The organism is Micromonospora noduli, assembly GCF_003264365.1.
Classification (GTDB): Bacteria; Actinomycetota; Actinomycetes; order Mycobacteriales; family Micromonosporaceae; genus Micromonospora; species Micromonospora noduli.
Genome location: NZ_PYAK01000003.1, coordinates 245,374 through 266,005 on the forward strand (window position 1 = coordinate 245,374; position 20,632 = coordinate 266,005).

Below are 20,632 nucleotides of genomic sequence, written 5' to 3' on the forward strand. Positions count from 1 at the left end.
GCGGCGGGTCAGGTGCCGACGTACGCCGCCAGGTGCTCGCCGGTGAGGGTGGAGCGGGCGGCGACGAGGTCCGCAGGTGTGCCCTCAAAGACGATCCGGCCACCGTCGTGGCCGGCGCCGGGACCGATATCGATGATCCAGTCGGCGTGCGCCATGACCGCCTGGTGGTGTTCGATGACGATCACTGACTTGCCGGCGTCGACCAGGCGGTCGAGCAGGCCGAGCAGTTGCTCGACGTCGGCCAGGTGCAGGCCGGTGGTCGGCTCGTCGAGGACGTAGACGCCGCCCTTCTCAGCCATGTGAGTGGCCAGCTTGAGCCGTTGCCGCTCCCCGCCGGAGAGAGTCGTGAGCGGCTGCCCCAGGCTCAGGTAACCGAGCCCGACGTCGGCGAGCCGGTCGAGGATGGCGTGCGCTGCCGGCGTACGCGCCTCGCCGGCGCCGAAGAACTTCTCGGCCTCCGTCACCGACATCGCGAGCACCTCGCTGATGTCGCGACCGCCGAAGCGGTATTCCAGCACTGATGCCTGGAACCGCTTGCCCTCGCAGTCCTCGCAGGGTGCGGCGACGCCCGCCATCATCCCCAGGTCGGTGTAGATGACGCCAGCACCGTTGCAGCTCGGGCAGGCACCCTCGGAGTTGGCGCTGAACAACGCCGGCTTCATCCCGTTGGCCTTTGCGAACGCCTTACGGATCGGGTCGAGCAACCCGGTGTACGTGGCCGGGTTGCTGCGCCGTGAACCGCGGATCGCCCCCTGGTCGATCGAAACGACGCCCGCGCCGGCTGGAATCGAGGAGTGCACGAGCGAACTCTTGCCGGAGCCGGCGACGCCGGTCACGACGACGAGCACCCCGAGGGGTACGTCGACGTTCACGTCCTGGAGGTTGTTGGCCGTGGCGCCCCGGATCTCCAGCTTGCCGGTGGGCGTCCGCACCGTCTCCTTGAGAGCCGCCCGGTCGTCGAGGTGGCGACCGGTGATGGTGCCGCTGGCCCGCAGACCTTCCACGGTGCCCTCGTAGCAGACGGTCCCGCCCTCCGTGCCCGCGCCGGGCCCGAGGTCGACGACGTGGTCGGCGATGGCGATGGCCTCCGGCTTGTGCTCCACGACCAACACGGTGTTGCCCTTGTCGCGCAGCTGGAGCAACAGCTCGTTCATCCGTTGGATGTCGTGCGGGTGCAGCCCGATCGTCGGCTCGTCGAAGACGTAGGTGACGTCGGTGAGCGAGGAGCCGAGGTGGCGGATCATCTTGGTGCGCTGCGCCTCACCGCCGGAGAGGGTGCCCGACGGTCGATCGAGCGACAGGTAGCCCAGCCCGATCTCCTCGAACGAGTCGAGGAGGTGTTGCAGGCCGGCCAGCAACGGGGTCACCGACGGCTCTTCGATCCCGCGCACCCAGGCGGCCAGGTCGCTGATCTGCATCGCGCACGCGTCGGCGATGTTCTTGCCCTTGATCTTCGACGACCGGGCCTCCTTGCTGAGCCGGGTGCCGGCACACTCGGGGCAGGTAGTGAAGGTCACCGCGCGCTCCACGAAGGCGCGGATGTGCGGCTGCAACGCGTCGATGTCCTTGGCGAGGAAGGACTTCTGGATCGACGGGATCAGGCCCGCGTACGTCAGGTTGATCCCGTCGATTTTGATCTTGGTAGGCTCCCGGTGGAGCAGGTCTTGCAGTTCCCGCTTGTTGAACTTGGCGATCGGCTTGTCCGGGTCGAAGTAGCCGCAGCCCCGGAAGATCCGGCCGTACCAGCCCTCCATGCTGTAACCCGGGATGGTGATCGCGCCCTCGTTGAGCGAGAGGTTGTCGTCGTAGAGCGCCGACAGGTCGATGTCGGTCACCGCACCCATGCCCTCGCACCGCGGGCACATGCCGCCGAGACGGTTGAAGGTCGCCTTTTCGGTCTTCGTCTTGCCTGCGCCGCGATCGACGGTGATCGCCCCGGTCGCCTTCACCGAGGGAACATTGAAGGAGTACGCGTTGGGCGAGCCGATGTGCGGCTGCCCGAGCCGGCTGAACAGGATGCGCAGCATCGCGTTGGCGTCGGTGGCGGTGCCGACGGTGGAGCGGGAGTTGGCACCCATCCGCTCCTGGTCCACGATGATCGCCGTGGTCAGGCCATCCAGCAGGTCGACCTCCGGCCGCGCCAACGTCGGCATGAAGCCCTGCACGAAGGCGCTGTAGGTCTCGTTGATCATCCGCTGCGACTCGGCCGCGATGGTGCCGAACACCAGCGAACTCTTGCCGGAGCCGGAGACACCGGTGAACACCGTCAGTCGCCGCTTCGGGATCTCGACGCTGACGTCCTTGAGGTTGTTCACCCGCGCGCCCTGCACCCGGATCAGGTCGTGGCTGTCGGCGACGTGCGGCGCGGACGGCTGGCTGGCCGTGCTCATCGTGACTCCATCTGTCGGGCGCGCAGGACTCAGCGCACTTCCTGGATGCGGACCATGTTGCCCGACGGGTCCCGGAAGGCGCAGTCGCGCACGCCGTACGGCTGCTCGGTCGGCTCCTGGACGACCTCGGCGTCGCTGGCCTCCAGCTTGGCGAAGGTGGCGTCGAGGTCGGTGGTGGCGAGGTTGACGCCGAAGTAGCTGCCCTTGGCCATCAGCTCAAGGATGGTCTGCCGCTCGTCGTCGGTGATGCCCGGATTGGCGGCCGGCGGGTGCAGGACGATGGCCGTGCTGGGCTGGCCGGGCGGCCCCACCGTGATCCACCGCATCCCCTCGTACCCGACGTCGAGGCGGACCTCGAAGCCGAGGATGTCGCGGTAGAAGACCAGCGAGGCCTCCGGATCGGTGTGCGGAAGAAAACTCGAGTGAATGGTGATGTCCATGCTGGTCACGCTAGTTGCGGCTCGGTGGCCCGCGCTTCTCGATTCCTGACCGGTCTGGTCACCTGCTTCGCCACGCACGACGGTATCCCCGCCGTCGCCTGCGCCGCCTGCCGCCGGTAGACGCTGGGCGGCACGCCGACCAGCTCGGTGAAGCGGGTGCTGAAGGTGCCCAACGACGAACAACCGACCGCGAAACAGACGTCGGTGACGCTCAGGTCGCCACGGCGCAACAGGGCCATCGCCCGCTCGATCCGTCGGGTCATCAGGTAGCTGTACGGAGATTCGCCATAGGCGAGGCGGAACTCGCGGCTGAGGTGCCCGGCCGACATGTGCGCGCCACGGGCGAGCGCCTCGACGTCCAACGGCTTCGCGTACTCCCGGTCGATCCGGTCGCGGACCCGGCGCAGCCGCGCCAGGTCGGCCAGTCGCTGGGTCGCGTCGGCTTTGCTGCTCACCTGCGAAATCGTGCCACAACCCACCGACAATCGGCCGCCCGCCGGGCGCGAGCGGGGTCGATCCGGGGCCGAGCACGGGCCGAGCCGGGGGCCGACGCGCCGGTCAGCCGGCCTCGCGGCGGGCGCGGGCCCGGCGCTTCCCCTCATGCATGGCCTGCACCCGGGCCACCGGGATGGTCCGGCCCTCGGCGACCAGTTCGGCGGGGAGCGACTGCGGGGCCGGCATCAGCGCGGCCCACGGGTCGCCGTCGGCGAGCAGTGGGGGCGCGGTCCGAATGGTGAAGTCGGCGGGGGTCACCTCGGTCAGGTCGGCCCAGTCGACGGGGAACGAGACCGGCATCCCCGGGCGCAGGCGAGGGCTGTACGCGGCGGCCACTGTCGCCCCGCCCGCCCGGGTGGCGTCCACGAAGACCCGGCCACCCCGGTCCTCCTTGATGTACGCCGTGGTGGCCAGCGCCGGGTCGAGCCGCTCGGCGCGGACGGCGAGCGCCCGGGTGGCGGCGGCCAACTCCTCGGCCGTCGGTTCGTCCGTCACCGGCACGAAGACGTGCACACCCTTGGCGCCGCTGGTCTTGACGGCACCGGCCAGGCCGGCATCGGCGAGCGCCTGACGGACCAGCAGGGCGGCGGCGACCGCCGCGCGGAACCCGTCGCCGTCCGGCGGGTCCAGGTCGAGGACCAGGTGGGTCGGGCGGTGCAGATCCGCCACGGTGGCCAGCGTCGGGTGGTACTCCACCGCCCGCTGGTTGGCGAACCAGAGCAGGGTGCGGCGGTCGTCGCAGAGGGCGTACGAGATCTCCCGATGCGACGCCTCCGCCCAGACCGGCGCCCGGCCGACCCAGTCCGGGGTGTAGCGGGGCAGGTTCTTCTGCATGAACGGCGGCTGGCCGGGGCGGACCCTGATCACCGAGAGCGGTCGGCCCCGCAGCTGCGGGAGGAGCCGGTCCCGGACCGCGTCGAGGTAGTCCACCAGGTCACGCTTTGTCGCGTCATCGCGGTCGGACAACGGCTGGTCCAGGTTGGTCAGGGCCACGCCGTCCCGGGTCTCGTCAGCCTCGCTCACCCGACCACCCTCCCGGCCCCGCTGCCGTCGGTCAACTGGACGCGGCGCTTCCGTACGGATCTGTTCCGGCACCCACCCCGGCCGGTCCCGATGGATCGGTGACCGACGACGGCCGGGCCGAATGTCGGGGCACTGTGGTCAGCGCCACCAGCCACGCGGCGACCACCAGACCGGCGGCCACGGCGAACGCGGTCCGGTAGCCGCCGGCAAGCGCTGCCGTCTCGGCCCAGCCGGCGGCCCGCAGCCCGTCGCTGCGGGTGGCGGCCAGGGTGGCCAGCGCGGCCAGGCCGACCGCTCCGCCGACCTGTTGGGTGGTGTTGGCCAGGCCGGAGGCGAGCCCGGCGTCGGTGTCGGTCGCGCCCGCCATGGCGACTGTGGTGACCGCCGGCAGGGTCAGGCCGCCGGCCACCCCGAAGATCAACATCGCGGGGAGTACGTCCGCGAGGTAGGCGCCGTCGGCGGGCAGCCGGGCGAGCAGGAGGAAACCGACGGTCGCAAGGCCGAGCCCGACCAGCAGAACCATCCGGGCACCGAAGCGGGCGATCAGCCGACCGGCCAGGCCGAGCGAGACCACGGCGATCACGACCGGGGTGGGCAGGAAGGCCCAGCCGGTCGCGGCGGCGTCCAGCCCCAGCACCAGTTGCAGCTCCACGGCGAGCAGGAACTGGAACCCGAAGTACGCGCAGACCATGAGGAACTGGACGGCGTTCGCCGCCACCAGGCCCGGGACGCGCAGCACCCGGGACGGCACCAGCGGGGCCGCCGCCACGCGTTGGCGCAGCGCGAACCCGCCGAGCAGCAGCGCCGCGAGGGCCACCGCGCCGAGCGTCCGAGGGCTGGTCCAGCCGTGCTCTCCCGTTCCGACGATGCCCAACACGGTGGCCATCAGACCGGCGGTGGCGAGAAGCGCGCCGGGCAGGTCCAGGCCGGCGCGCAGGCCGACCCCTCGTTCGGCCGGGAGCCGGCGGACGGCAGCGATGAGGATGGCCGCCCCGATCGGCACGTTGACCAGGAAGATCGTCCGCCACCCGGCGGCCTGGGTGAGCACCCCTCCGGCGACCGTGCCGACCGACGCACCGGCCGCGCCGGTGAAGCTGAAGACGGCGATGGCGCGGGCCCGCTCGGCCGCTTCGGGGTAGAGCCGGACGATCATGCCGAGGCTGACCGCCATGGCCAACGCGCCGCCGACGCCCTGCCCGAACCGCGCGCCCACCAGCAGGGCCGGCCCGGTGGCGACCGCGCAGGCCAGCGAGGCCACCGTGAAGAGCGCGACGCCGGCCAGGAAGACCCTGCGCCGGCCCAGCAGGTCACCGAGCCGGCCGGCGAGCAGCAGCAGCCCGCCGAACGCGACCAGGTAGGCGTTCACCACCCAGGCCAGGCCGGCGGCGCTGAAGCCCAGGTCGCGTTGGATGGCGGGCAGCGCCACCGCGACGACGGTGCCATCCAGGATGATCATCAGGCTGCCGGCGCAGAGCACCAGCAACGCCGGCCAACGGGATGGGACGACACGCTCCACGGAACCCTCCTTGGTGCACGGTTTGTTACCGAGGTCATCGTCTGTGACCATGAACCGGAGCGGAAGGAGGCACTTTGATGTCCCAGAGGAACAGCGATGTGTCCGCGCTGGTCGAGGCCGAGCTAACCTGCGCGGCCGAGAACGTGCCGTTCACCCCGGGTCAGGCCCGGGCGTGCACCGTCCGCGAGGTGCTCGACCGGGTCGGCGGCAAGTGGAGCATTGGCATCCTGGTCGCCGCCTCGCACGGGCCGGTGCGCTTCACCGAGCTGGAGCGGCACATCGAGGGCATCAGCCGCCGGATGCTCACGCTGACGCTGCGCAACCTGGAACGGGACGGCCTGCTGCACCGCACGGTCTACCCGACCGTTCCACCCAAGGTCGAGTACACCGCCACCCCGATGGCGCTGGAGCTATACGAGTCGCTGGTCGCGCTGACCAGCTGGGCCGAGCGGCATCGCCGGGCCATCGCCGAGGCGCGGACCAGGTACGACGCCCAGCACGCGGAATAAACCGACCAGTGGTGTGGTGAACGCCACCGCTTCCATCTGACCGATCGGTCAGGGTCTGACCGATCGGTCAGGCATGCTGGTCTGCGGGAGGTGGACCAGCGCATGGTCAGAGCGGTACCAGACACGCACGGTGAGATCCTCGCCGCAGCGGCGCGGCAGTTCACGGTGACCGGCTACCGGGGCACCTCCCTGCAGGACATCGCCCGGGAGGTCGGCTGTTCCAAGGCGACAGTGCTCTACCACTTCGCCAACAAGGAAGCCCTGCTCGCCGAGCTGATGGCCCCCGCGATCGAGGTGCTCCGCAGCCTCGACGAGCAGCTCACCGGCCTGACCGGAGCAGCCGCCCAGGAGGTCGCCGCACAGGGCTTCGTCGACCTCGCAGTCCGGTTCCGGCAGGAGATCGCGGTACTGCGCGGCGAGTTCCCGGAGCTGCTGTGCCAGCCGGCCTTCGCGCACATCCAGGAGATCTCCGACCGGCTGCGCGACGCGTTGGCCGGGCACTCCGACCGGCCGGGCGCCCGGATCGCCGCGCTGGTGCTGCTCGCCGGCATCTCCGAGGCGTGCGGCGAGTTCGCCGACATCACCGACGACGAACTGCGCCTCGCCCTGCTCACCCTCGTCCGACGGGCCGTCGAACCCGTCGACGCACTCCCGCCCCAACAACCCACGACCGAGGACAAGGACTCCTGATGGCCACCCTGCTCTACCGGCTCGGCCGGGGCGCGTTGCGCCGGCGACGGCTCGTCGTCGCGCTCTGGCTCGTCGTACTCGTCGTCGCCGGCTTGGCCGCGGCGACCCTGCGCGGCCCGACGGCGAGCAACTTCACCATGCCCGGCACCGAGAGCCAGCGCGCCCTCGACCTGCTGGCCGACCAGTTCCCCGCGGCCAGCGGCGCCACCGGCACCATCGCGGTAAAGGCGCCCGCCGACGGCCAACTGGCCACCCCGCAGGGTCAGGCAGTGGTGCAGGAGCTCGTCCAGGAGGCCTCGACACTGCCCGGCGTGGTCGGCGCGGTCAACCCGCTCCAGGTCGGCGCGGTCTCACCCAACGGCCGGTACGCGCTGGTCCAGGTTCAGTTCGCCACCGGCGGCGACGAGGTGACCGACGAGCAGCGCACCGCGTACGAGGAGGTCGGCGCCTCCGCCGAGGCGAAGGGTTGGCAGGTCGCCCCGGGCGGCGAGGTGCTGGGTGGTGAGCCGGAGATCGGCTCGACCGAGGCGCTCGGCGTGCTGGTCGCCGCGATCGTCCTGATCATCACGTTCGGTTCCCTGGTCGCCGCCGGCATGACGATGCTCAACGCGCTGATCGGCGTGGGCGTCGGCATGGCCGGTCTGTTCGCGCTGAGCGGTGTCGTCGAGTTGACCAGCACCGCGCCGATCCTGGCGCTGATGCTCGGCCTCGCCGTCGGCATCGACTACTCGTTGTTCATCACCTCCCGGCACCGACAGAACCTGCTCGAAGGCCTGTCTCCGGAGGAGGCGGTCGGCCGGGCCGTGGGCACCGCCGGCTCCGCTGTCGTCTTCGCGGGCGCCACAGTGGTCATCGCCCTCGCCGGCCTGGCCGTGGTGAACATTCCGTTCCTCACCGTGATGGGTCTCGCCGCCGCCGGTACGGTCACCATCGCCGTGCTCGTGGCGATCACCCTCCAGCCCGCACTGCTCGGCTTCGCCGGCAACCGGGTGCTCCCGCGCCGGCTGCGCTCCACTGTCGCCTCCGCCGCGCCGGGTGAGCCGGTGGGCGAAGAGACGCTGCCGGTCGAGGACCGCTCCGGGTTCGGCTTCCGCTGGGCGCGGTTCGTCACCCGCTTCCGGGTGCCGGTCATCCTGGTCTCGCTGCTCGGCCTGGGGCTGCTCGCGCTGCCCACGCCGGACATGCGGCTGGCCCTGCCGGACGCCAGCACGGCGACCGTGGGCTCCCCGGCCCGGGTGGCGAGCGACCTCACCACCGAGGGCTTCGGTCCCGGCTTCACCGGCCGGCTCGCGGTGGTCGTGGCGGGCGACGACGCGCAGGCGACCGCAGCCGCGGTGCCGCAGGTGACCGCGATGATCCAGCGCACCGAGAACGTCCTCGCGGTGGCGCCACCGCAGCTGAGTCCGGACGGTCGGACCGCTCTGCTCGGCGTGGTGCCGAAGACCGGCCCGACCGACGAGGCCACCGAGACCCTGGTGCACGACGTCCGCGACGCGGTCGGCGGGGTCAAGGGCGCCGAGGTGCTGCTCACCGGCGCCACGGCGATCGGAATCGACGTCTCGGAGAAGCTCTCCGACGCGCTGCCGATCTACCTGCTGCTGGTCGTCGGGCTCTCGGTACTGCTGCTGATGCTGGTGTTCCGCTCGCTGCTGGTGCCGCTCAAGGCGGCGCTGGGCTTCCTGCTCACCGTGGCCGCCACGTTCGGCATCACGGTGGCGATCTTCCAGCAGGGCCACCTCGCCGACCTGGTCGGCCTGGACAGCCCGGCCCCGCTGGTCAGCTTCCTGCCCATCCTGCTGATCGGCATCCTGTTCGGCCTGGCCATGGACTACGAGGTGTTCCTGGTCTCCCGGATGCGGGAGGACTTCGTGCACGGCGAGACCGCGCGTGAGGCCACGATCAGCGGCATGGGCCACGGTGCCCGGGTGGTCACCGCCGCCGCGCTGATCATGATGTCCGTCTTCGGCGGCTTCGTGTTCCTCGACGACCCGATCATCAAGTCGATGGGCTTCGCGCTCGCCATCGGCGTGGCAATCGACGCGTTCGTGGTCCGGATGACCATCGTCCCGGCGGTGATGTCCCTGCTCGGCGACCGTGCCTGGTGGCTCCCCCGCTGGCTCAACCGCGCCCTGCCCAACGTGGACATCGAGGGCGAGGGCCTGCGCGAACACCTGGAGGACCGGACCCCCACGAGGGTCTGACCCACCCGAAGGTGGAGGTGTGGTGCCCGGTGGGCACCACACCTCCACTGCGTCAGACGCCCGCCGGGTAGGTTTCCATCTCGCCGGGGGCCGCTGGCACCGGTAGCGGGTGCAGGGCCGTGGTGTCGTCGCACCAGATGAAGGCGTCATAGCGGTCGCCGAGCCGGGTGGGCACGTAGTTGCCCCAGGACTCGAACGACGGGTCGTAGACGACCCCGATCGCCCGGTGGTCAACGGTCTCGGTGACCCAGCCCGGCTGGTCGTCACCGCCGAAGATCAGCACCGCCCGCTCCGGCATCAACTCGTGCAACCGCCGCTCGATCGAGCCCTCCCGAGCCGGGGGCACCACCATCGCCTCGGGCGGCGAGCCCCAGCGGGGCGCGGCGATCACCGTGCCGCGGTAGCTGCCGAAGCCGACCAGGGCCACCGCGTCCTCGCCGTGCCGCTCCCGAGCCAACTGACCAATGTTGATCATCCCGTCGGCGGCCATGTCCGTGGCCCGCGCATCCCCGACGTGCGTGTTGTGCGCCCAGACGATGCCCCGGGCGTCGGGACCGTAGCGGTCCAGCAGCCGGTCCAGGGTGTCCTGCATGTGGGTGTCGCGGATGTTCCACGAGTCCGGCCCGCCGGCCACCATCGCCCGGTAGTACCGCTCGGCGCCGGCCACCACCTCCGCGTTCTGCCAGGCCGAGAAGCGGTCCGGCCCGTCGGAGAGGGCGTGTTCGCGGGTCCGGGCGAGCAACCGGACAACCTCCTCCTCGCACCGGGCGGAGACGAACCGGCTGGCCGCGCCGTACTCCTCGACCCTCTTGCCGTACGGCTCGAAACACCGGTACGCGTCCTGCGCCGCCTCCAGCGACTTCGGGTCCTCCTCCCCCAGGTAGTCGAAGATCGCCTGCATCGACTCCCAGAGGCTGTACACGTCGAGGCCGTGGAACCCGGCCCGTTGCTCCTCCGGCCGCTCCACGTTCCAGGCCCGCAGCCAACTGGCGAACCGGGCCACCTCGGCATTGGCCCACATCCAGGTCGGCCATCGCTCAAACTGGTTGAGTGCGACCTGCGGTTCGAGCGCGCCGCCCGGCGCGGCCGTCACCGACCGGTGCACCCGGTCGCAGTCGGGCCAGTCACCCTCCACGGCGACGAAGGAGAAACCGCACTCCGCGATCAACCGGCGGGTGAGCTGCTCGCGCAACCGGTAGTAGTCGTAACTGCCGTGGGTGGACTCACCGATCATCACCACCCTGGCGTTCCGGACGCGCTCCAGCAACGGGTCGAAATCGCTCGGCGCGCCGAGCCGCTGAACCAGCATGTCAGCGGCTACCCGGCCGCCGTTGCGGCAAACCGTGCGCGCGTCGCGGGCGACACGCCGGCCGCCGGGCCGTCGTGGGCCCCAACCAAGCCGGTGTACGACCACCGCGAGCGGGTAGCCGGCCGACATGACCGTCACCGGGGTTCAGTTGCAGGAGTACCTCGCCGGGCTCGACTACCCGGTCTCCCGCGAGGACCTGATCCGCTGGGGTCAGGAGAACGGGGCCAGCACGGCGATGTTGCAGATGCTCCAGGCCCTACCACCCGAGCAGTTCAACTCCCCCGACGAGCTGAACGCCGCCCTCTCCACCTCCTCCTGACCGGCCCAACCCCGCCCGGCCCCGGCCCGGCCCGAGCCTGGCCCGGTGATCAAGAGGTTTGCGTCATGCCGAGCGGTGTGCCGTGACGCAAACCTCTTGATCAACCTGGGCTGGCGGGGTGGGGGTGGGGTGGGGTTAGGGGATCTGGATTGTGCGGGCTTCTGCTCGGGCGGTTTCGGCGGCGGCGAGGATGGCGACGACCTCGCGGCCGAAGCGGACGTCGCAACGGTGGTCCCGGGTGCCGGCCTGAACCTGCTCGACGAGCTGGTCGATGGCGACGCCGAACGCGGTGGCGGCGTCGTTCTCGCCGAACGGGACGTTCTCGATGCCGTTCTCGCCGTAGAACACGAACTCCCGGGCCATCGACTCGGTCGGGGCATCCAGGGAGAGCGAGGCGCTGCTCGTGGCACCGCCCTCGTGGGTGAGCAGCAGATGCACCATCCCGCTCGGGCCGTCCATCGCCGCCACCTGCGTCACGCGGCCCAGCACCGGCAGGAGGATGGAGAGCGCGTGCGGGGCGATGTCCCAGAGCGCCCCGTGCTCCCGACGCCACAACGAGCCACCGTACGGGCTGCCGTCCTGGAAGATCGAGGCGAACGCGGTGGTCCGACCGTGCTGCCAGCCCCCGGCGGCGGCGGTGGCGGCGAGGAACGCGGTCACGTTCGGCTGGAACCGCTGGGTGAAGAAGACGACCGAGGCGACCCCGGACTCCTCGGCGGCGGCCACGACCCGGTCGGCGTCGGCCACGCTGAGCGCCAGCGGCTTGTCCAGCAGCAGGTGCCGACCGGCGCGGGCGGCCCGGACGGCGATGTCGGCCTGGATGTCCGGCGGCAGCGCGACGGCGATCGCCTCGCACTGCTCGATCAGCGCGTCGACGTCGGCGTAGGCGGGCACCCCGTAGCGCTCGGCCAGCGCGGAGGCCCGCTCCGGGTTGCGACCCCACACACCGACGAGCTCCGCGTCGGGATGTGCGTGCAGCGCCTTCCCGTGCGTCTCGATCGCCCAGTGACCGGTGCCGAACAAGCCGAACCGCAGCACGTGTACCTCCGCTGTTTCCCCGCACCGCGGCAACGCCACGGACGTGATCCACGCTAGTCGCCCGGGCGGCCATGACGGCGGCGGGTTCGACCAATCGAAGCAGCTCACCTTCATTTCCGGGTCGGTGGTCGAGCTACCCGCCCGGCTGTCGGTGCAGCGGTCCGCCCGTGGTCTGCCGGCACCGCCTGCACCGCTCTCGGTAGCGTCAGGTCCGATCGCCGCCAGACGCACCAGGTGCGGCGAGGCAGTCTCGACGGCATGCAGAGCACGAATCCAGCGACCACCAGCGGTGTCGCGACGTTCGACCACTGGTACGACTTCACCGAGGGCGGCCCGGTGCACCGCGCGCTGCTGCCGTTTCCGTCAACAGCGCCCGCCCCGTTCGAGGTCGCTCGCTGGTCGGTGGCCCCGAACACCTCCAACGACCTCGACGTCCATCGGTCTCGTGAGGTGTGGATCATCGTGTCCGGGACGGGAACCTTGACGTTCGCCGACCAGACGGGCGTCCTGCGGGCCGGCGACGTCGCGGCGTTCGACAGCAGGGTGCCGCACCAGATTCGGAACGACGGACCGGACCCGCTCGTTGCCATCTCCGTCTACTGGCTGCAAGCAGACGACTGACGCCCACCCGAGAGGCGCGGGCACCGGGACTGCGGGCACCTCGACGGGCGCGTGTCACACGCGGAGAGGCAGGGCACCCGTTTACTACGACGGTTAGTAGGCTGTGCCGGTGACCGAGGCAACGACCGGGTGGTGCCGGTGACCAGCGTGGGCGCCGACTCTCCGGTGGACGGGATCGTCGCGACCGTGCCGATCGTGCTGTCGCTGCTCGTGGCGGTGTGGGCACTGGTGGCGGCGGTACGCCACCGGCCGCCGGACCGGGTGCAGTTCGTCGGTCTGGCCGTACTCGAAGTGGCGTTGCTGGTGTTGAGCGTGCTGGCGCTCGTCGCGGTCGGCGGCGGGGATCGGCCCGGCGAGCCCGGCGCCTTCTTCGGCTACCTGGTCACGCTGGTGTGCCTGCCGCCACTGGCCTGGGTGCTGGCCCGGATGGAACCGACCCGCTGGGGCTCGGCGATCGTGTGCGCGGTCTGCCTGGTGGCCCCGGTGGTGGTGGTCCGGTTGCAGCAGACCTGGGAGGTGCTCGGTGGTTGAGACAGGATCGGCTCGGCAGCGTACGAACTCCGGCCCGGGTCGGCTGTTGATCGCGGTCTACCTGCTCTTCGCGATCGCGGCGACGAGTCGGGCGGGTCTGCAGCTCGCCACCAAGTTCGACGAGGCGCCGGTGGCGTACCTGCTCTCCGGGGTGGCCGCGCTCATCTACATCGTGGCGGCGGTGGGGTTGGCCCGCGCCGGGCACACCGGCCGTCGGGTCGCGCTGGCGTGCTGCTCGGTGGAGCTGGTCGGTGTGGTCGCGGTCGGCATCCTGAGCCTGGTCGACAAGGACCTCTTCCCGGACGAGACGGTCTGGTCGCAGTTCGGCAGCGGGTACGGCTACATCCCACTGGTGCTGCCGGTGCTCGGCCTGATCTGGCTCTGGCGCACCCGCCGCGCACCCGCCTGATCCGCCGCACCCGCTGACCCGCCGCGCACCTGCGCCCGATCGGGCGCAGACCGGCGACGAGGGCGCCGGCTCACCTGCCGGAGCGCCCTCGTCGGGAGTACGGGTCAGTCCCGTGGGCCACCCGCGACGTAGATGACCTGACCGGAGACGAAGCCTGCGCCCTCGCTCGCCAGGAACGAGATGGTGTGCGCGACGTCCTCCGGCCGGCCCGGGCGACGTACCGGGATCTCGGCGGCGGCGTGCTTCTGGAAGTCCTCGAAGTCGACCTTCATGCGGGCCGCGGTGGCCGCGGTCATGTCGGTGACGATGAAGCCGGGCGCGACCGCGTTCACTGTCACCCCGAACGGACCCAGCTCGATGGCGAGCGTCTTGGTGAAGCCCTGCAGACCGGCCTTGGCGGCGGCGTAGTTCGCCTGGCCCCGGTTGCCCAGCGCGGAGGTGCTGGAGAGGTTGACGATCCGCCCCCACTTCCGGTCCACCATGTGCTTCTGGGCGGCCTGGCTGAACAGGAACGCGCCCCGCAGGTGCACGCCCATCACCGTGTCCCAGTCGGCGTTGGTCATCTTGAACAGCAGGTTGTCGCGGAGCACACCGGCGTTGTTGACCAGCACTGTGGGTGCGCCCAGCTCGGCGGCGACCCGGCTCACCGCCGCCTCGACCTGGTCCCGGTCGGACACGTCGGCGCCCACCCCGAGCGCCCGGCCACCGGCACCGGCGATGGCGTCCACCGTCTCCTTGGTGGCCGCCTCCTCGATGTCGACCACGGCGACAGCCATTCCGTCGGCGGCCAGCCGTCGGGCGGTGGCCGCGCCGATGCCGCGTGCGGCTCCGGTGACGATGGCGACGCGGGACTCCTCCGACATGATTACCTCCCGGTAACTTGGGGTCGATCGGAGGAGCTTAACCTCAACAGGCCGACCCTCGGCATAGGCGAATCCACCGGTATCCGTAGCCGGAGACCTTCACCGCACCGAGCTTGCCCAACTCTCCGTAGCCACGGTCGGCGAGCACGTCGATCGGCAGGTCGGCCTCCGGTTCGAGGCTGCTGAGATCCACCTCGACGTCGTCGGTGCCCAGGTTGTGCACGAAGACCATCGTCCCGGTCGGCCCGTCCGCCCGGTGCGTCAGCACGCCGGGCGGCACCGGCACGTCGATATGGCTGGTCGAGCCGGAGCCGATCTCCGGCGCCTCCCGCAGCGTACGGATCATGCGCTCGAACCAGGCGAGCAGCGACTTGGCGTCGCTGCGCTGGGCGGTGACGTTGACGTTCTGGTAGCCGAACTCACCCTTGTCGATCACCGGGCGGACCAGCTTCTCCGGGTCCGCCGTGGAGAAGCCGGCATTCGGCTGGTACGACCACTGCATCGGCGTACGGATCGCGTCCCGACCGCGCAGCGACAGGTCCTCGCCCATCCCGATCTCCTCGCCGTAGCGCAGAACCGGCGTGCCGCGCATCGAGAACTGCAGGGCGTACGCCAGCTCGATGCGCCGTCGGTCGTTGCCGAGCATCGGGGCGAGCCGGCGACGGATGCCCCGGTCGTAGATGCGCATGTTCTCGTCCGGGCCGAACTCGGCGTACACCTGGTTGCGCTGTTCGGTCGTCAGCCGGGACAGGTCGATCTCGTCGTGGTTGCGCAGGAAGGTGGCCCACTGCCCGCCGACCGGCAGCTTCGGGGTGTCGTGCAACGCGTCGATCAGCTGCTCCGGGTCCTGCCGGGCCAGGGAGAGCATGAGTCGACCGTTGAGCATGAAGTCGAAGAGCATGTGGATCCGGTTGCCGGAACCGCTGGCGTCGCCGAAGAACGTCGGTAGCTGGTCCGGCTCGACGTTCGCCTCGGCCAGCAGGACGGCGTCGCCGCGACGCCACTGGATGTGCTGGCGCATCTCGGTGAGGAACTCGAAGTCCTTCGGGGAGTTCGGGTTGCCCGGCTCGGTCAGCTCGATGATGAACGGCACCGCGTCCATCCGGAAGCCGGAGACGCCGAGCTGGAGCCAGAACGACATGATCTTCTTGATCTCGTCCCGGACCTGCGGATTGGCGAAGTTGAGGTCCGGCTGGAACTTGTAGAACCGGTGGTAGAACCACGCCTTGGCGGTCCGGTCGTAGCTCCAGGTCTCGTTCTGCTCGCCGGGGAAGACCATGCCCTGGTGCCGGTCGTCCGGTTCGGTGTCGGACCAGACGTACCAGTCCCGGTAGGGCGAGTCCGGCGAGGAGCGGGCGGACTGGAACCACGGGTGCTCGTCGGAGGTGTGGTTGACCACCAGGTCGATGATCACGCGGATGCCCCGGTTCTGCGCCTGGTGCAGCAGCTCGGCGAAGTCGCCCAGCGTGCCGAAGCGCGGGTCCACGTTGTAGAAGTCGGTGGCGTCGTAGCCGTCGTCGCGGTTGGGCGACGGGTGGATCGGGTGCAGCCACAGGCAGGTCACCCCGAGTCGGGCCAGGTAGTCCAGCCTCCCGATCAGCCCACGGATGTCACCGACCCCGTCGCCGTCGGAGTCGGCGTACGTGTCGATGTCGAGGCAGTAGACGACGGCTTCGGAATACCAACGGTCACCCATGCCGAAGGAACATCTCCGTTCGATCACCGCGGCAAACCCGTCCGGCGGGCGCCGGGCGGCGCGCGGCGTTGGTTACCGTGCCGGTCATGGAGAACGACCTCGTACCGCCGAGCGAACTGTTGGACTGGTCCCGGGGCAGCTGGCTGCACCCGCCGGTACGCGTCGAGGAGGGCCCGGCCGGCGAGTTGGTCGTCGAGCCGGCCGCGGACAGCGACTTCTGGCGTCGGACCAGCTACGGCTTCGTGCACGACAACGGCCCGGCCCTGCTGGCGCCGCTGCCGGTGGGAGCCGCCATGGAGGTGAGCTTCCGGCTCGACTTCTCGGCGCAGTTCGACCAGGCCGGTGCGTTCGTCCGCGTCGACGAACGGACCTGGACCAAGGCCGGTGTGGAGATCAGCGACGGCGAGGTGCAGCTCGGCGCGGTGGTGACCCGGGAGTTCTCCGACTGGTCGGTGGGGCCGGTGCCGGAGTGGGCGGGCCGGGAGGTGACAGTCCGGGTCAGCCGGGCCGGCGACGCGCTGACCATCCGCGCCCGGGTCGACGACGAGCCGTGGCAACTGGTCCGGCTCGCCCCGCTGGACCCGACGGCCGAGGCCGTCGCCGGCCCGTTCTGCTGTGCGCCGTCCCGCGCCGGTCTGACAGTGGTGTTCACCGGTTGGCGGCAGGGACCGGCGGACACCGCACTGCACCCGGAGCACTGAGTGCAGGTGTAGTTCGGGGCCCGCTGGGTATGACCCTCCGATCCCCGACAGCCGACCGGAAGGACGACCATGGCGTACGCCCAGGCTGGCGACCCGTCCGAGTTCACCGGGTTGACCGGCTGGGTGGCCTCGGTGATCGAGGTGATGGGCCCGGTCGGCGTGGCGCTGCTGGTGGCGCTGGAGAGCATCGTTCCGCCGATCCCCAGCGAGATCGTGCTGGCGCTCGCCGGTTTCCTGGCCCACGAGGGCAAGTTCAACGTCGTCGTCGTGGTGCTGGCCGCGACGGTCGGCTCGCTGGTCGGCGCGTTGGTGCTCTACTGGCTGGGCGCGGCGCTGGGCGAGGAGCGGCTCAAGCGCTGGCTGGACCACATCCCGTTGGTGGACAGCGACGACCTGGAGAAGGCCGACAAGTGGTTCGAGCGGCACGGTCGGTGGGCGGTGCTGATCGGCCGGGTGGTGCCGGTGGTCCGCAGCCTGGTTTCCGTGCCGGCCGGGGCCAACCGGATGCCGCTGGGTGAGTTCATCCTGCTCACCACCATCGGCAGCGGGGTGTGGAACGGTCTCATCGTGGGCGCGGGTTACGCGCTCGGGAGCCGTTGGCAGGACGTCGAGCGCTACAGCGACTGGTTCAACTACGCGATCGTCGCCGTCTTCGTCGTGATGGTGGCCAGTTGGGTGATCCGCAAGGTTCGCAAGCGTCGGGCACGCGACGACCGGCGGTCGGTGACCGCCGGTCGCTGATCCGCGTCCCGCTCAGCCGAACTGGGCGCTGATCGACGTGAACTCCCACGTGTTCTGTGCGATGCCGGAGCAGTTGGAGACGACGCCCCCGCCCGGACACGGCCGGTCCCGGTTGACCGACCAGAACGTGAACCGGCTCAGCCCGCGTGCCTTCGCCCAGTCACGGACCTGGGTCCAGGTGGCCGGTGAGGTCAGCTCCTGCTGGTCGGAGAGCCCGTTCATCCCGGAGATGCCCATGTGGGCGTACGCCGTCGCGTCGGACCAACCGAAGGCCGTCTTCAGCGTGTTCTTCAGCCCCTCGGCGGCGTTGACGGTGCTCTGGTACATGTTGGCCCCGCCACCAAAGTCGAACGGCATGATCGTGAAGGTGTCGATGTTGACGCCCAGCGCGGCGGCCTGGTTGATCAGCCGGGTGCCGTAGTACGACGGGCCGGTGGTCGTGGTGCCGAACGTGATGATGGTCTTCAGCCCCGGGTTGTTCTGCTTGACGATCTTCAGCGCGCCGAGGATCCGGTCCTGCACGACCTCGTTCTCGAACTCGTCGCTGTTCTCGATGTCGATGTCGATCGCCTTGAGCCCGAACGCGTTGATCACCTGCTGGTACGCCCCGGCCAGGGCACTGGCCGATGAGCAGTTCGGGCCGAGCTTGTTGCCGCTCCAACCGCCGATGGACGGGATCACGTCGCCGCCGGCCGCCCGGATGGCCGCGATGGTGTTGGTGTGCGCGCCCCCCGTGAGCGGGCCACCGCCGTCCCAGGCCGGGGTGCAGCCACCGCCGGAGAGCACGAACGCGATGGTGAACCACTTCACGCCGGTCGCCGACATGACCGTCGCCGGGGCGGGCGGGTCACCCCAGCCCGGGTAGAGGTAGGGCGCGACGGCCATCGAACCGCCGCCACCGGTGCAGCCGGTGGTGCTCGCGGCGACCGCCGTCGACCGCGCCGACTCCCCCGCGGAGTTGTACGCGGCGACCGTGTAGCTGTGCGCCGAGCAAGCGGCCAGGCCGGAGACGGTCGTCGAGGTGCCGGTGAGGGTGGCGCGGACCGTCGAGCCCTCGTACACGCGGTAGCCGGTCACCGTGCCGCCGACGGCGTTCCAGGCCAGCGAGACGGCCGAAGCGGTGGTGCCGGTGACGCGCAGGCCGCCCGGAGTGCCGGGGGCACCTGGTGGGGTGGTCGGGCCGCCCGCGCAGGGCGAACCGTTGACAGTGCAGTTGGTGGGGTCACCGGTGCCGGCGACGATGAAGCCGAACGAGGTGCTCGCGCCAGCCCCCAGCGCGCCGTTCCAGGACTGGTTTCGGGCGGTCACGTGCTGACCCGAACTGCTCACCAGGGCGTCCCACGCCGACCCGACCGTGCTGCCGGCGGGCAGATCGAACTGGACGTCCCAGGAGGTGATCGCCGTGGACGTGTTGTTGGTGACGGTGAACTTCGCCTCGTACCCGCTGCTCCAGCTGCTGGTGCGGGCGAAGGCGGCGGTGGCGGCGGACGCGGCCTGCGGTGCCACGACGGTGGCCGCCACCAGTGCGGCGGCCAGCGCGACGGCGAAGGTCGCCGCGCGGGGGGATCGGAGTTTCATGGTGGCCTCCAGGGACCGGTGTGGTGGGGGTTTCGCCTGCGTCGTCGAGCGGCGCTCGGCGCGGGCGGATGGTGCCGATGCCGTGCGCGAGCGGGAGTGCCGGCCGCGCAGGTGGTGGCGCCGACGCCGGTGCGGGCGTCGGCACTGCTCAGGGCAGGGTGTCCAGGTGCGGGGCCACAGTGCGGGCGAAGCCGTTGCCGTTGCTGACGTCCCAGTTCACCGACCAGGTCATCGCGCCCCGGATGCCGGGATAGGTGCGCGGCGGCCGGAAGCTGCCGCAGTTGGTGCCCCGGGCCAGGCAGTCCAGGGCGGCGTTGACCACGCTGGGCGCGACGATGCCACCGCCGGCCGCCCCCGCTCCGGCGGGCAGGCCGAGACCGACCTGGTCGGGGCGCAGCCCGGCCTCCAACTGGATGCAGGCCAACGCGACGATGAAGTTCACGGTGCCCTGGCCGTACGCGGCGTTCTGGTCGCAGCCGAGCATCGCGCCGGAGTTGTAGTACTGGGTGTTGACGACGGTGAGGATGTCCTTGATGTCGAGCGCCAGCTTGAAGTAGCCACCGGCCGGGTTCTGCATGTCGATGGTCTGCGGCGCCATCGCGATGATCAGCCCCGACCCGACAGTGGCCCGCAGCGCGCGTAGCGCCTGCGCCATGTATGTGGGGTTGAGCCCGTTCTCCAGGTCGATGTCGATCCCGTCGAAGCCGTAGCGGGCGATCAACGCGGCGGCCGTGTCGGCGAACGCGGTGGCCGAGGCGGCGTTGTTCACGGCGACCCGGCCGGTCTCGCCACCGACGGAGAGGATGACCCGCTTGCCCCGGCTGTGCAGGGTGCGCACGTCGGCGGTGAAGTCCGCGTCGGTGTAGCCGCCCAGCGCGGCGGCCAGGCCGGGGTCGATGCCGAAGGTGAGCGCTCCCGGCGTCGCGGTGGCCTCGGCGAAGGCGACCGCCACCAGGTCGTACTCGGCGGGCACGTCGCGTAGCCGCAGCTCGACGGCGGGGTTGTCGAAGTTGTGCCAGTAACCGGTGAGCAGGTGCTTCGGCAGTCCACCGGTGGGCGGGTCGGTCGGCGGCGGGGTCGTCGGGGGCGGCGTGGTGGGCGGTGGGGTGGTGGGCGGCGGCGTGGTGGGCGGGGTGCCGCCGCCGCAGGACGCGCCGTTGAGCTGGCAGCCGCCCGGTGAGCCGGAGCCGCTGGCCAGGAAGCCGAAGGAGACCGACGCGCCCGGGGCGATCGTGCCGTTCCAGGACCTGTTGGTGAAGGTGTGCCGCTGGCCGGATGAGCTGAGCAACGCGTCCCAGTAGCTGCCGAGGGTGGTGCCGGACGGCAGGTCGAAGGCGAGGCTCCAGCCGTTGATGGTCGAGCTGCCGCCGTTGGTGATGGTGTACTTCCCCTCCCAGCCAGAGCCCCAGTCGGCGGTCTTGACGAAGCTGGCGGTGGCCCCGGCGGCGTACGCGGGCAGCGCCACCCAGGCCGCGCCGAGTGTCGCCGCCAGGGCGGCGACGAGGGACAGGACAAGGGATCTGGCAGCTTCATGCGACCCTCCACGCCCGGCAACGGGCATC

General features: G+C 70.8%; 20 protein-coding genes. 9 read left to right on the forward strand and 11 right to left on the reverse strand.

Annotation, left to right across the window (positions count from 1 at the left end; genetic code table 11):
• Window positions 1-8: 8 nt before the first annotated feature.
• The 5 genes from GUI43_RS04115 to GUI43_RS04135 form a co-directional block, all read right to left on the reverse strand.
• A complete protein-coding gene (locus GUI43_RS04115) occupies window positions 9-2,390 on the reverse strand; it encodes an ATP-binding cassette domain-containing protein (RefSeq protein WP_112698006.1) in 2,382 nt (793 codons plus the stop codon).
• A 29-nt stretch (window positions 2,391-2,419) separates the two neighbouring features.
• Entirely contained in the window at window positions 2,420-2,830 is a 411-nt protein-coding gene (locus GUI43_RS04120; RefSeq protein WP_181518427.1) for a VOC family protein, read from the reverse strand.
• Between the two features lie 5 nt (window positions 2,831-2,835).
• Window positions 2,836-3,285, reverse strand: coding sequence for a helix-turn-helix transcriptional regulator (locus tag GUI43_RS04125; protein ID WP_112583614.1), 450 nt, complete (start codon window positions 3,283-3,285; stop codon window positions 2,836-2,838).
• Between the two features lie 103 nt (window positions 3,286-3,388).
• The gene (locus GUI43_RS04130; protein WP_112698007.1) at window positions 3,389-4,348 is read right to left on the reverse strand and encodes a DNA polymerase domain-containing protein; all 960 of its coding nucleotides are present in this window, start codon (window positions 4,346-4,348) and stop codon (window positions 3,389-3,391) included.
• A gap of 31 nt (window positions 4,349-4,379) precedes the next feature.
• Window positions 4,380-5,864, reverse strand: a complete 1,485-nt coding sequence (locus GUI43_RS04135) for an MFS transporter (protein ID WP_249037643.1) — start codon at window positions 5,862-5,864, stop codon at window positions 4,380-4,382.
• A 74-nt stretch (window positions 5,865-5,938) separates the two neighbouring features.
• On the opposite strand from GUI43_RS04135, the gene GUI43_RS04140 reads away from it, so the two are divergent.
• From GUI43_RS04140 to GUI43_RS04150, 3 genes are all read left to right on the forward strand, one after another.
• Window positions 5,939-6,373, forward strand: a complete 435-nt coding sequence (locus tag GUI43_RS04140; RefSeq protein ID WP_249037644.1) for a winged helix-turn-helix transcriptional regulator — start codon at window positions 5,939-5,941, stop codon at window positions 6,371-6,373.
• 102 nt (window positions 6,374-6,475) lie between these two features.
• On the forward strand, window positions 6,476-7,063 hold the full coding sequence (locus tag GUI43_RS04145) for a TetR/AcrR family transcriptional regulator (protein WP_112698034.1): 588 nt from the start codon (window positions 6,476-6,478) through the stop codon (window positions 7,061-7,063).
• Window positions 7,063-9,264, forward strand: a complete 2,202-nt coding sequence (locus tag GUI43_RS04150) for an MMPL family transporter (protein WP_112698009.1) — start codon at window positions 7,063-7,065, stop codon at window positions 9,262-9,264. The genes GUI43_RS04145 and GUI43_RS04150 overlap by 1 nt, the downstream gene beginning before the upstream one ends.
• Window positions 9,265-9,316: 52 nt before the next feature.
• Here the strand turns inward: GUI43_RS04150 and GUI43_RS04155 are convergent, their stop codons facing one another.
• Entirely contained in the window at window positions 9,317-10,573 is a 1,257-nt protein-coding gene (locus GUI43_RS04155) for an erythromycin esterase family protein (protein WP_091405962.1), read from the reverse strand.
• A 127-nt stretch (window positions 10,574-10,700) separates the two neighbouring features.
• Between GUI43_RS04155 and GUI43_RS04160 the strand changes: the two genes are divergently transcribed.
• A complete protein-coding gene (locus GUI43_RS04160; protein WP_112583620.1) occupies window positions 10,701-10,892 on the forward strand; it encodes a DUF2795 domain-containing protein in 192 nt (63 codons plus the stop codon).
• A gap of 135 nt (window positions 10,893-11,027) precedes the next feature.
• On the opposite strand, the gene GUI43_RS04165 is transcribed toward GUI43_RS04160, so the two are convergent.
• On the reverse strand, window positions 11,028-11,930 hold the full coding sequence (locus GUI43_RS04165) for a Gfo/Idh/MocA family protein (RefSeq protein WP_167457764.1): 903 nt from the start codon (window positions 11,928-11,930) through the stop codon (window positions 11,028-11,030).
• Window positions 11,931-12,188: 258 nt separating this feature from the next.
• Here GUI43_RS04165 and GUI43_RS04170 point away from each other — a divergent pair, with 258 nt between their 5' ends.
• From GUI43_RS04170 to GUI43_RS04180, 3 genes are all read left to right on the forward strand, one after another.
• Window positions 12,189-12,551 carry a cupin domain-containing protein gene (locus tag GUI43_RS04170; RefSeq protein WP_112583621.1) on the forward strand — a complete coding sequence of 121 codons (363 nt, stop codon included), beginning with the start codon at window positions 12,189-12,191 and terminating at the stop codon, window positions 12,549-12,551.
• A gap of 138 nt (window positions 12,552-12,689) precedes the next feature.
• The gene (locus tag GUI43_RS04175; protein ID WP_181518429.1) at window positions 12,690-13,082 is read left to right on the forward strand and encodes a hypothetical protein; all 393 of its coding nucleotides are present in this window, start codon (window positions 12,690-12,692) and stop codon (window positions 13,080-13,082) included.
• On the forward strand, window positions 13,075-13,491 hold the full coding sequence (locus GUI43_RS04180) for a hypothetical protein (RefSeq protein ID WP_091405972.1): 417 nt from the start codon (window positions 13,075-13,077) through the stop codon (window positions 13,489-13,491). Before GUI43_RS04175 ends, GUI43_RS04180 begins: the two co-directional genes overlap by 8 nt.
• Window positions 13,492-13,595: 104 nt before the next feature.
• Here GUI43_RS04180 and fabG read toward each other — a convergent pair whose 3' ends face one another.
• Together fabG and GUI43_RS04190 are read right to left on the reverse strand one after the other, a co-directional pair.
• A complete protein-coding gene (fabG, locus tag GUI43_RS04185; protein ID WP_112583623.1) occupies window positions 13,596-14,354 on the reverse strand; it encodes a 3-oxoacyl-ACP reductase FabG in 759 nt (252 codons plus the stop codon).
• Between the two features lie 43 nt (window positions 14,355-14,397).
• Window positions 14,398-16,050 (reverse strand): alpha-amylase family protein, encoded by a 1,653-nt coding sequence (locus GUI43_RS04190; RefSeq protein WP_112583624.1) that lies wholly within the window; start codon window positions 16,048-16,050, stop codon window positions 14,398-14,400.
• Window positions 16,051-16,136: 86 nt separating this feature from the next.
• Between GUI43_RS04190 and GUI43_RS04195 the strand changes: the two genes are divergently transcribed.
• Window positions 16,137-16,751 carry a DUF1349 domain-containing protein gene (locus tag GUI43_RS04195; RefSeq protein WP_112583625.1) on the forward strand — a complete coding sequence of 205 codons (615 nt, stop codon included), beginning with the start codon at window positions 16,137-16,139 and terminating at the stop codon, window positions 16,749-16,751.
• A gap of 69 nt (window positions 16,752-16,820) precedes the next feature.
• On the forward strand, window positions 16,821-17,492 hold the full coding sequence (locus GUI43_RS04200; RefSeq protein WP_112583626.1) for a DedA family protein: 672 nt from the start codon (window positions 16,821-16,823) through the stop codon (window positions 17,490-17,492).
• A gap of 12 nt (window positions 17,493-17,504) precedes the next feature.
• Here GUI43_RS04200 and GUI43_RS04205 read toward each other — a convergent pair whose 3' ends face one another.
• Together GUI43_RS04205 and GUI43_RS04210 are read right to left on the reverse strand one after the other, a co-directional pair.
• Window positions 17,505-19,070, reverse strand: coding sequence for a cellulose binding domain-containing protein (locus tag GUI43_RS04205; RefSeq protein ID WP_112698010.1), 1,566 nt, complete (start codon window positions 19,068-19,070; stop codon window positions 17,505-17,507).
• Window positions 19,071-19,218: 148 nt separating this feature from the next.
• Window positions 19,219-20,631, reverse strand: coding sequence for a chitinase (locus GUI43_RS04210; protein WP_112698011.1), 1,413 nt, complete (start codon window positions 20,629-20,631; stop codon window positions 19,219-19,221).
• Between the last annotated feature and the right edge of the window lies 1 nt (window position 20,632).

Bases quoted from the DNA above. Each gene is read 5' to 3' on its own strand.
- GUI43_RS04115 (WP_112698006.1), bottom strand. From the start codon at position 2,390: ATGAGCACGGCCAGCCAGCCGTCCGCGCCGCACGTCGCCGACAGCCAC.
- GUI43_RS04120 (WP_181518427.1), bottom strand. From the start codon at position 2,830: ATGGACATCACCATTCACTCGAGTTTTCTTCCGCACACCGATCCGGAG.
- GUI43_RS04145 (WP_112698034.1), top strand. From the start codon at position 6,476: ATGGTCAGAGCGGTACCAGACACGCACGGTGAGATCCTCGCCGCAGCG.
- GUI43_RS04150 (WP_112698009.1), top strand. From the start codon at position 7,063: ATGGCCACCCTGCTCTACCGGCTCGGCCGGGGCGCGTTGCGCCGGCGA.
- GUI43_RS04155 (WP_091405962.1), bottom strand. From the start codon at position 10,573: ATGCTGGTTCAGCGGCTCGGCGCGCCGAGCGATTTCGACCCGTTGCTG.
- GUI43_RS04160 (WP_112583620.1), top strand. From the start codon at position 10,701: ATGACCGTCACCGGGGTTCAGTTGCAGGAGTACCTCGCCGGGCTCGAC.
- GUI43_RS04170 (WP_112583621.1), top strand. From the start codon at position 12,189: ATGCAGAGCACGAATCCAGCGACCACCAGCGGTGTCGCGACGTTCGAC.
- fabG (WP_112583623.1), bottom strand. From the start codon at position 14,354: ATGTCGGAGGAGTCCCGCGTCGCCATCGTCACCGGAGCCGCACGCGGC.
- GUI43_RS04190 (WP_112583624.1), bottom strand. From the start codon at position 16,050: ATGGGTGACCGTTGGTATTCCGAAGCCGTCGTCTACTGCCTCGACATC.
- GUI43_RS04195 (WP_112583625.1), top strand. From the start codon at position 16,137: ATGGAGAACGACCTCGTACCGCCGAGCGAACTGTTGGACTGGTCCCGG.
- GUI43_RS04200 (WP_112583626.1), top strand. From the start codon at position 16,821: ATGGCGTACGCCCAGGCTGGCGACCCGTCCGAGTTCACCGGGTTGACC.
- GUI43_RS04205 (WP_112698010.1), bottom strand. From the start codon at position 19,070: ATGAAACTCCGATCCCCCCGCGCGGCGACCTTCGCCGTCGCGCTGGCC.
- GUI43_RS04210 (WP_112698011.1), bottom strand. From the start codon at position 20,631: ATGCCCGTTGCCGGGCGTGGAGGGTCGCATGAAGCTGCCAGATCCCTT.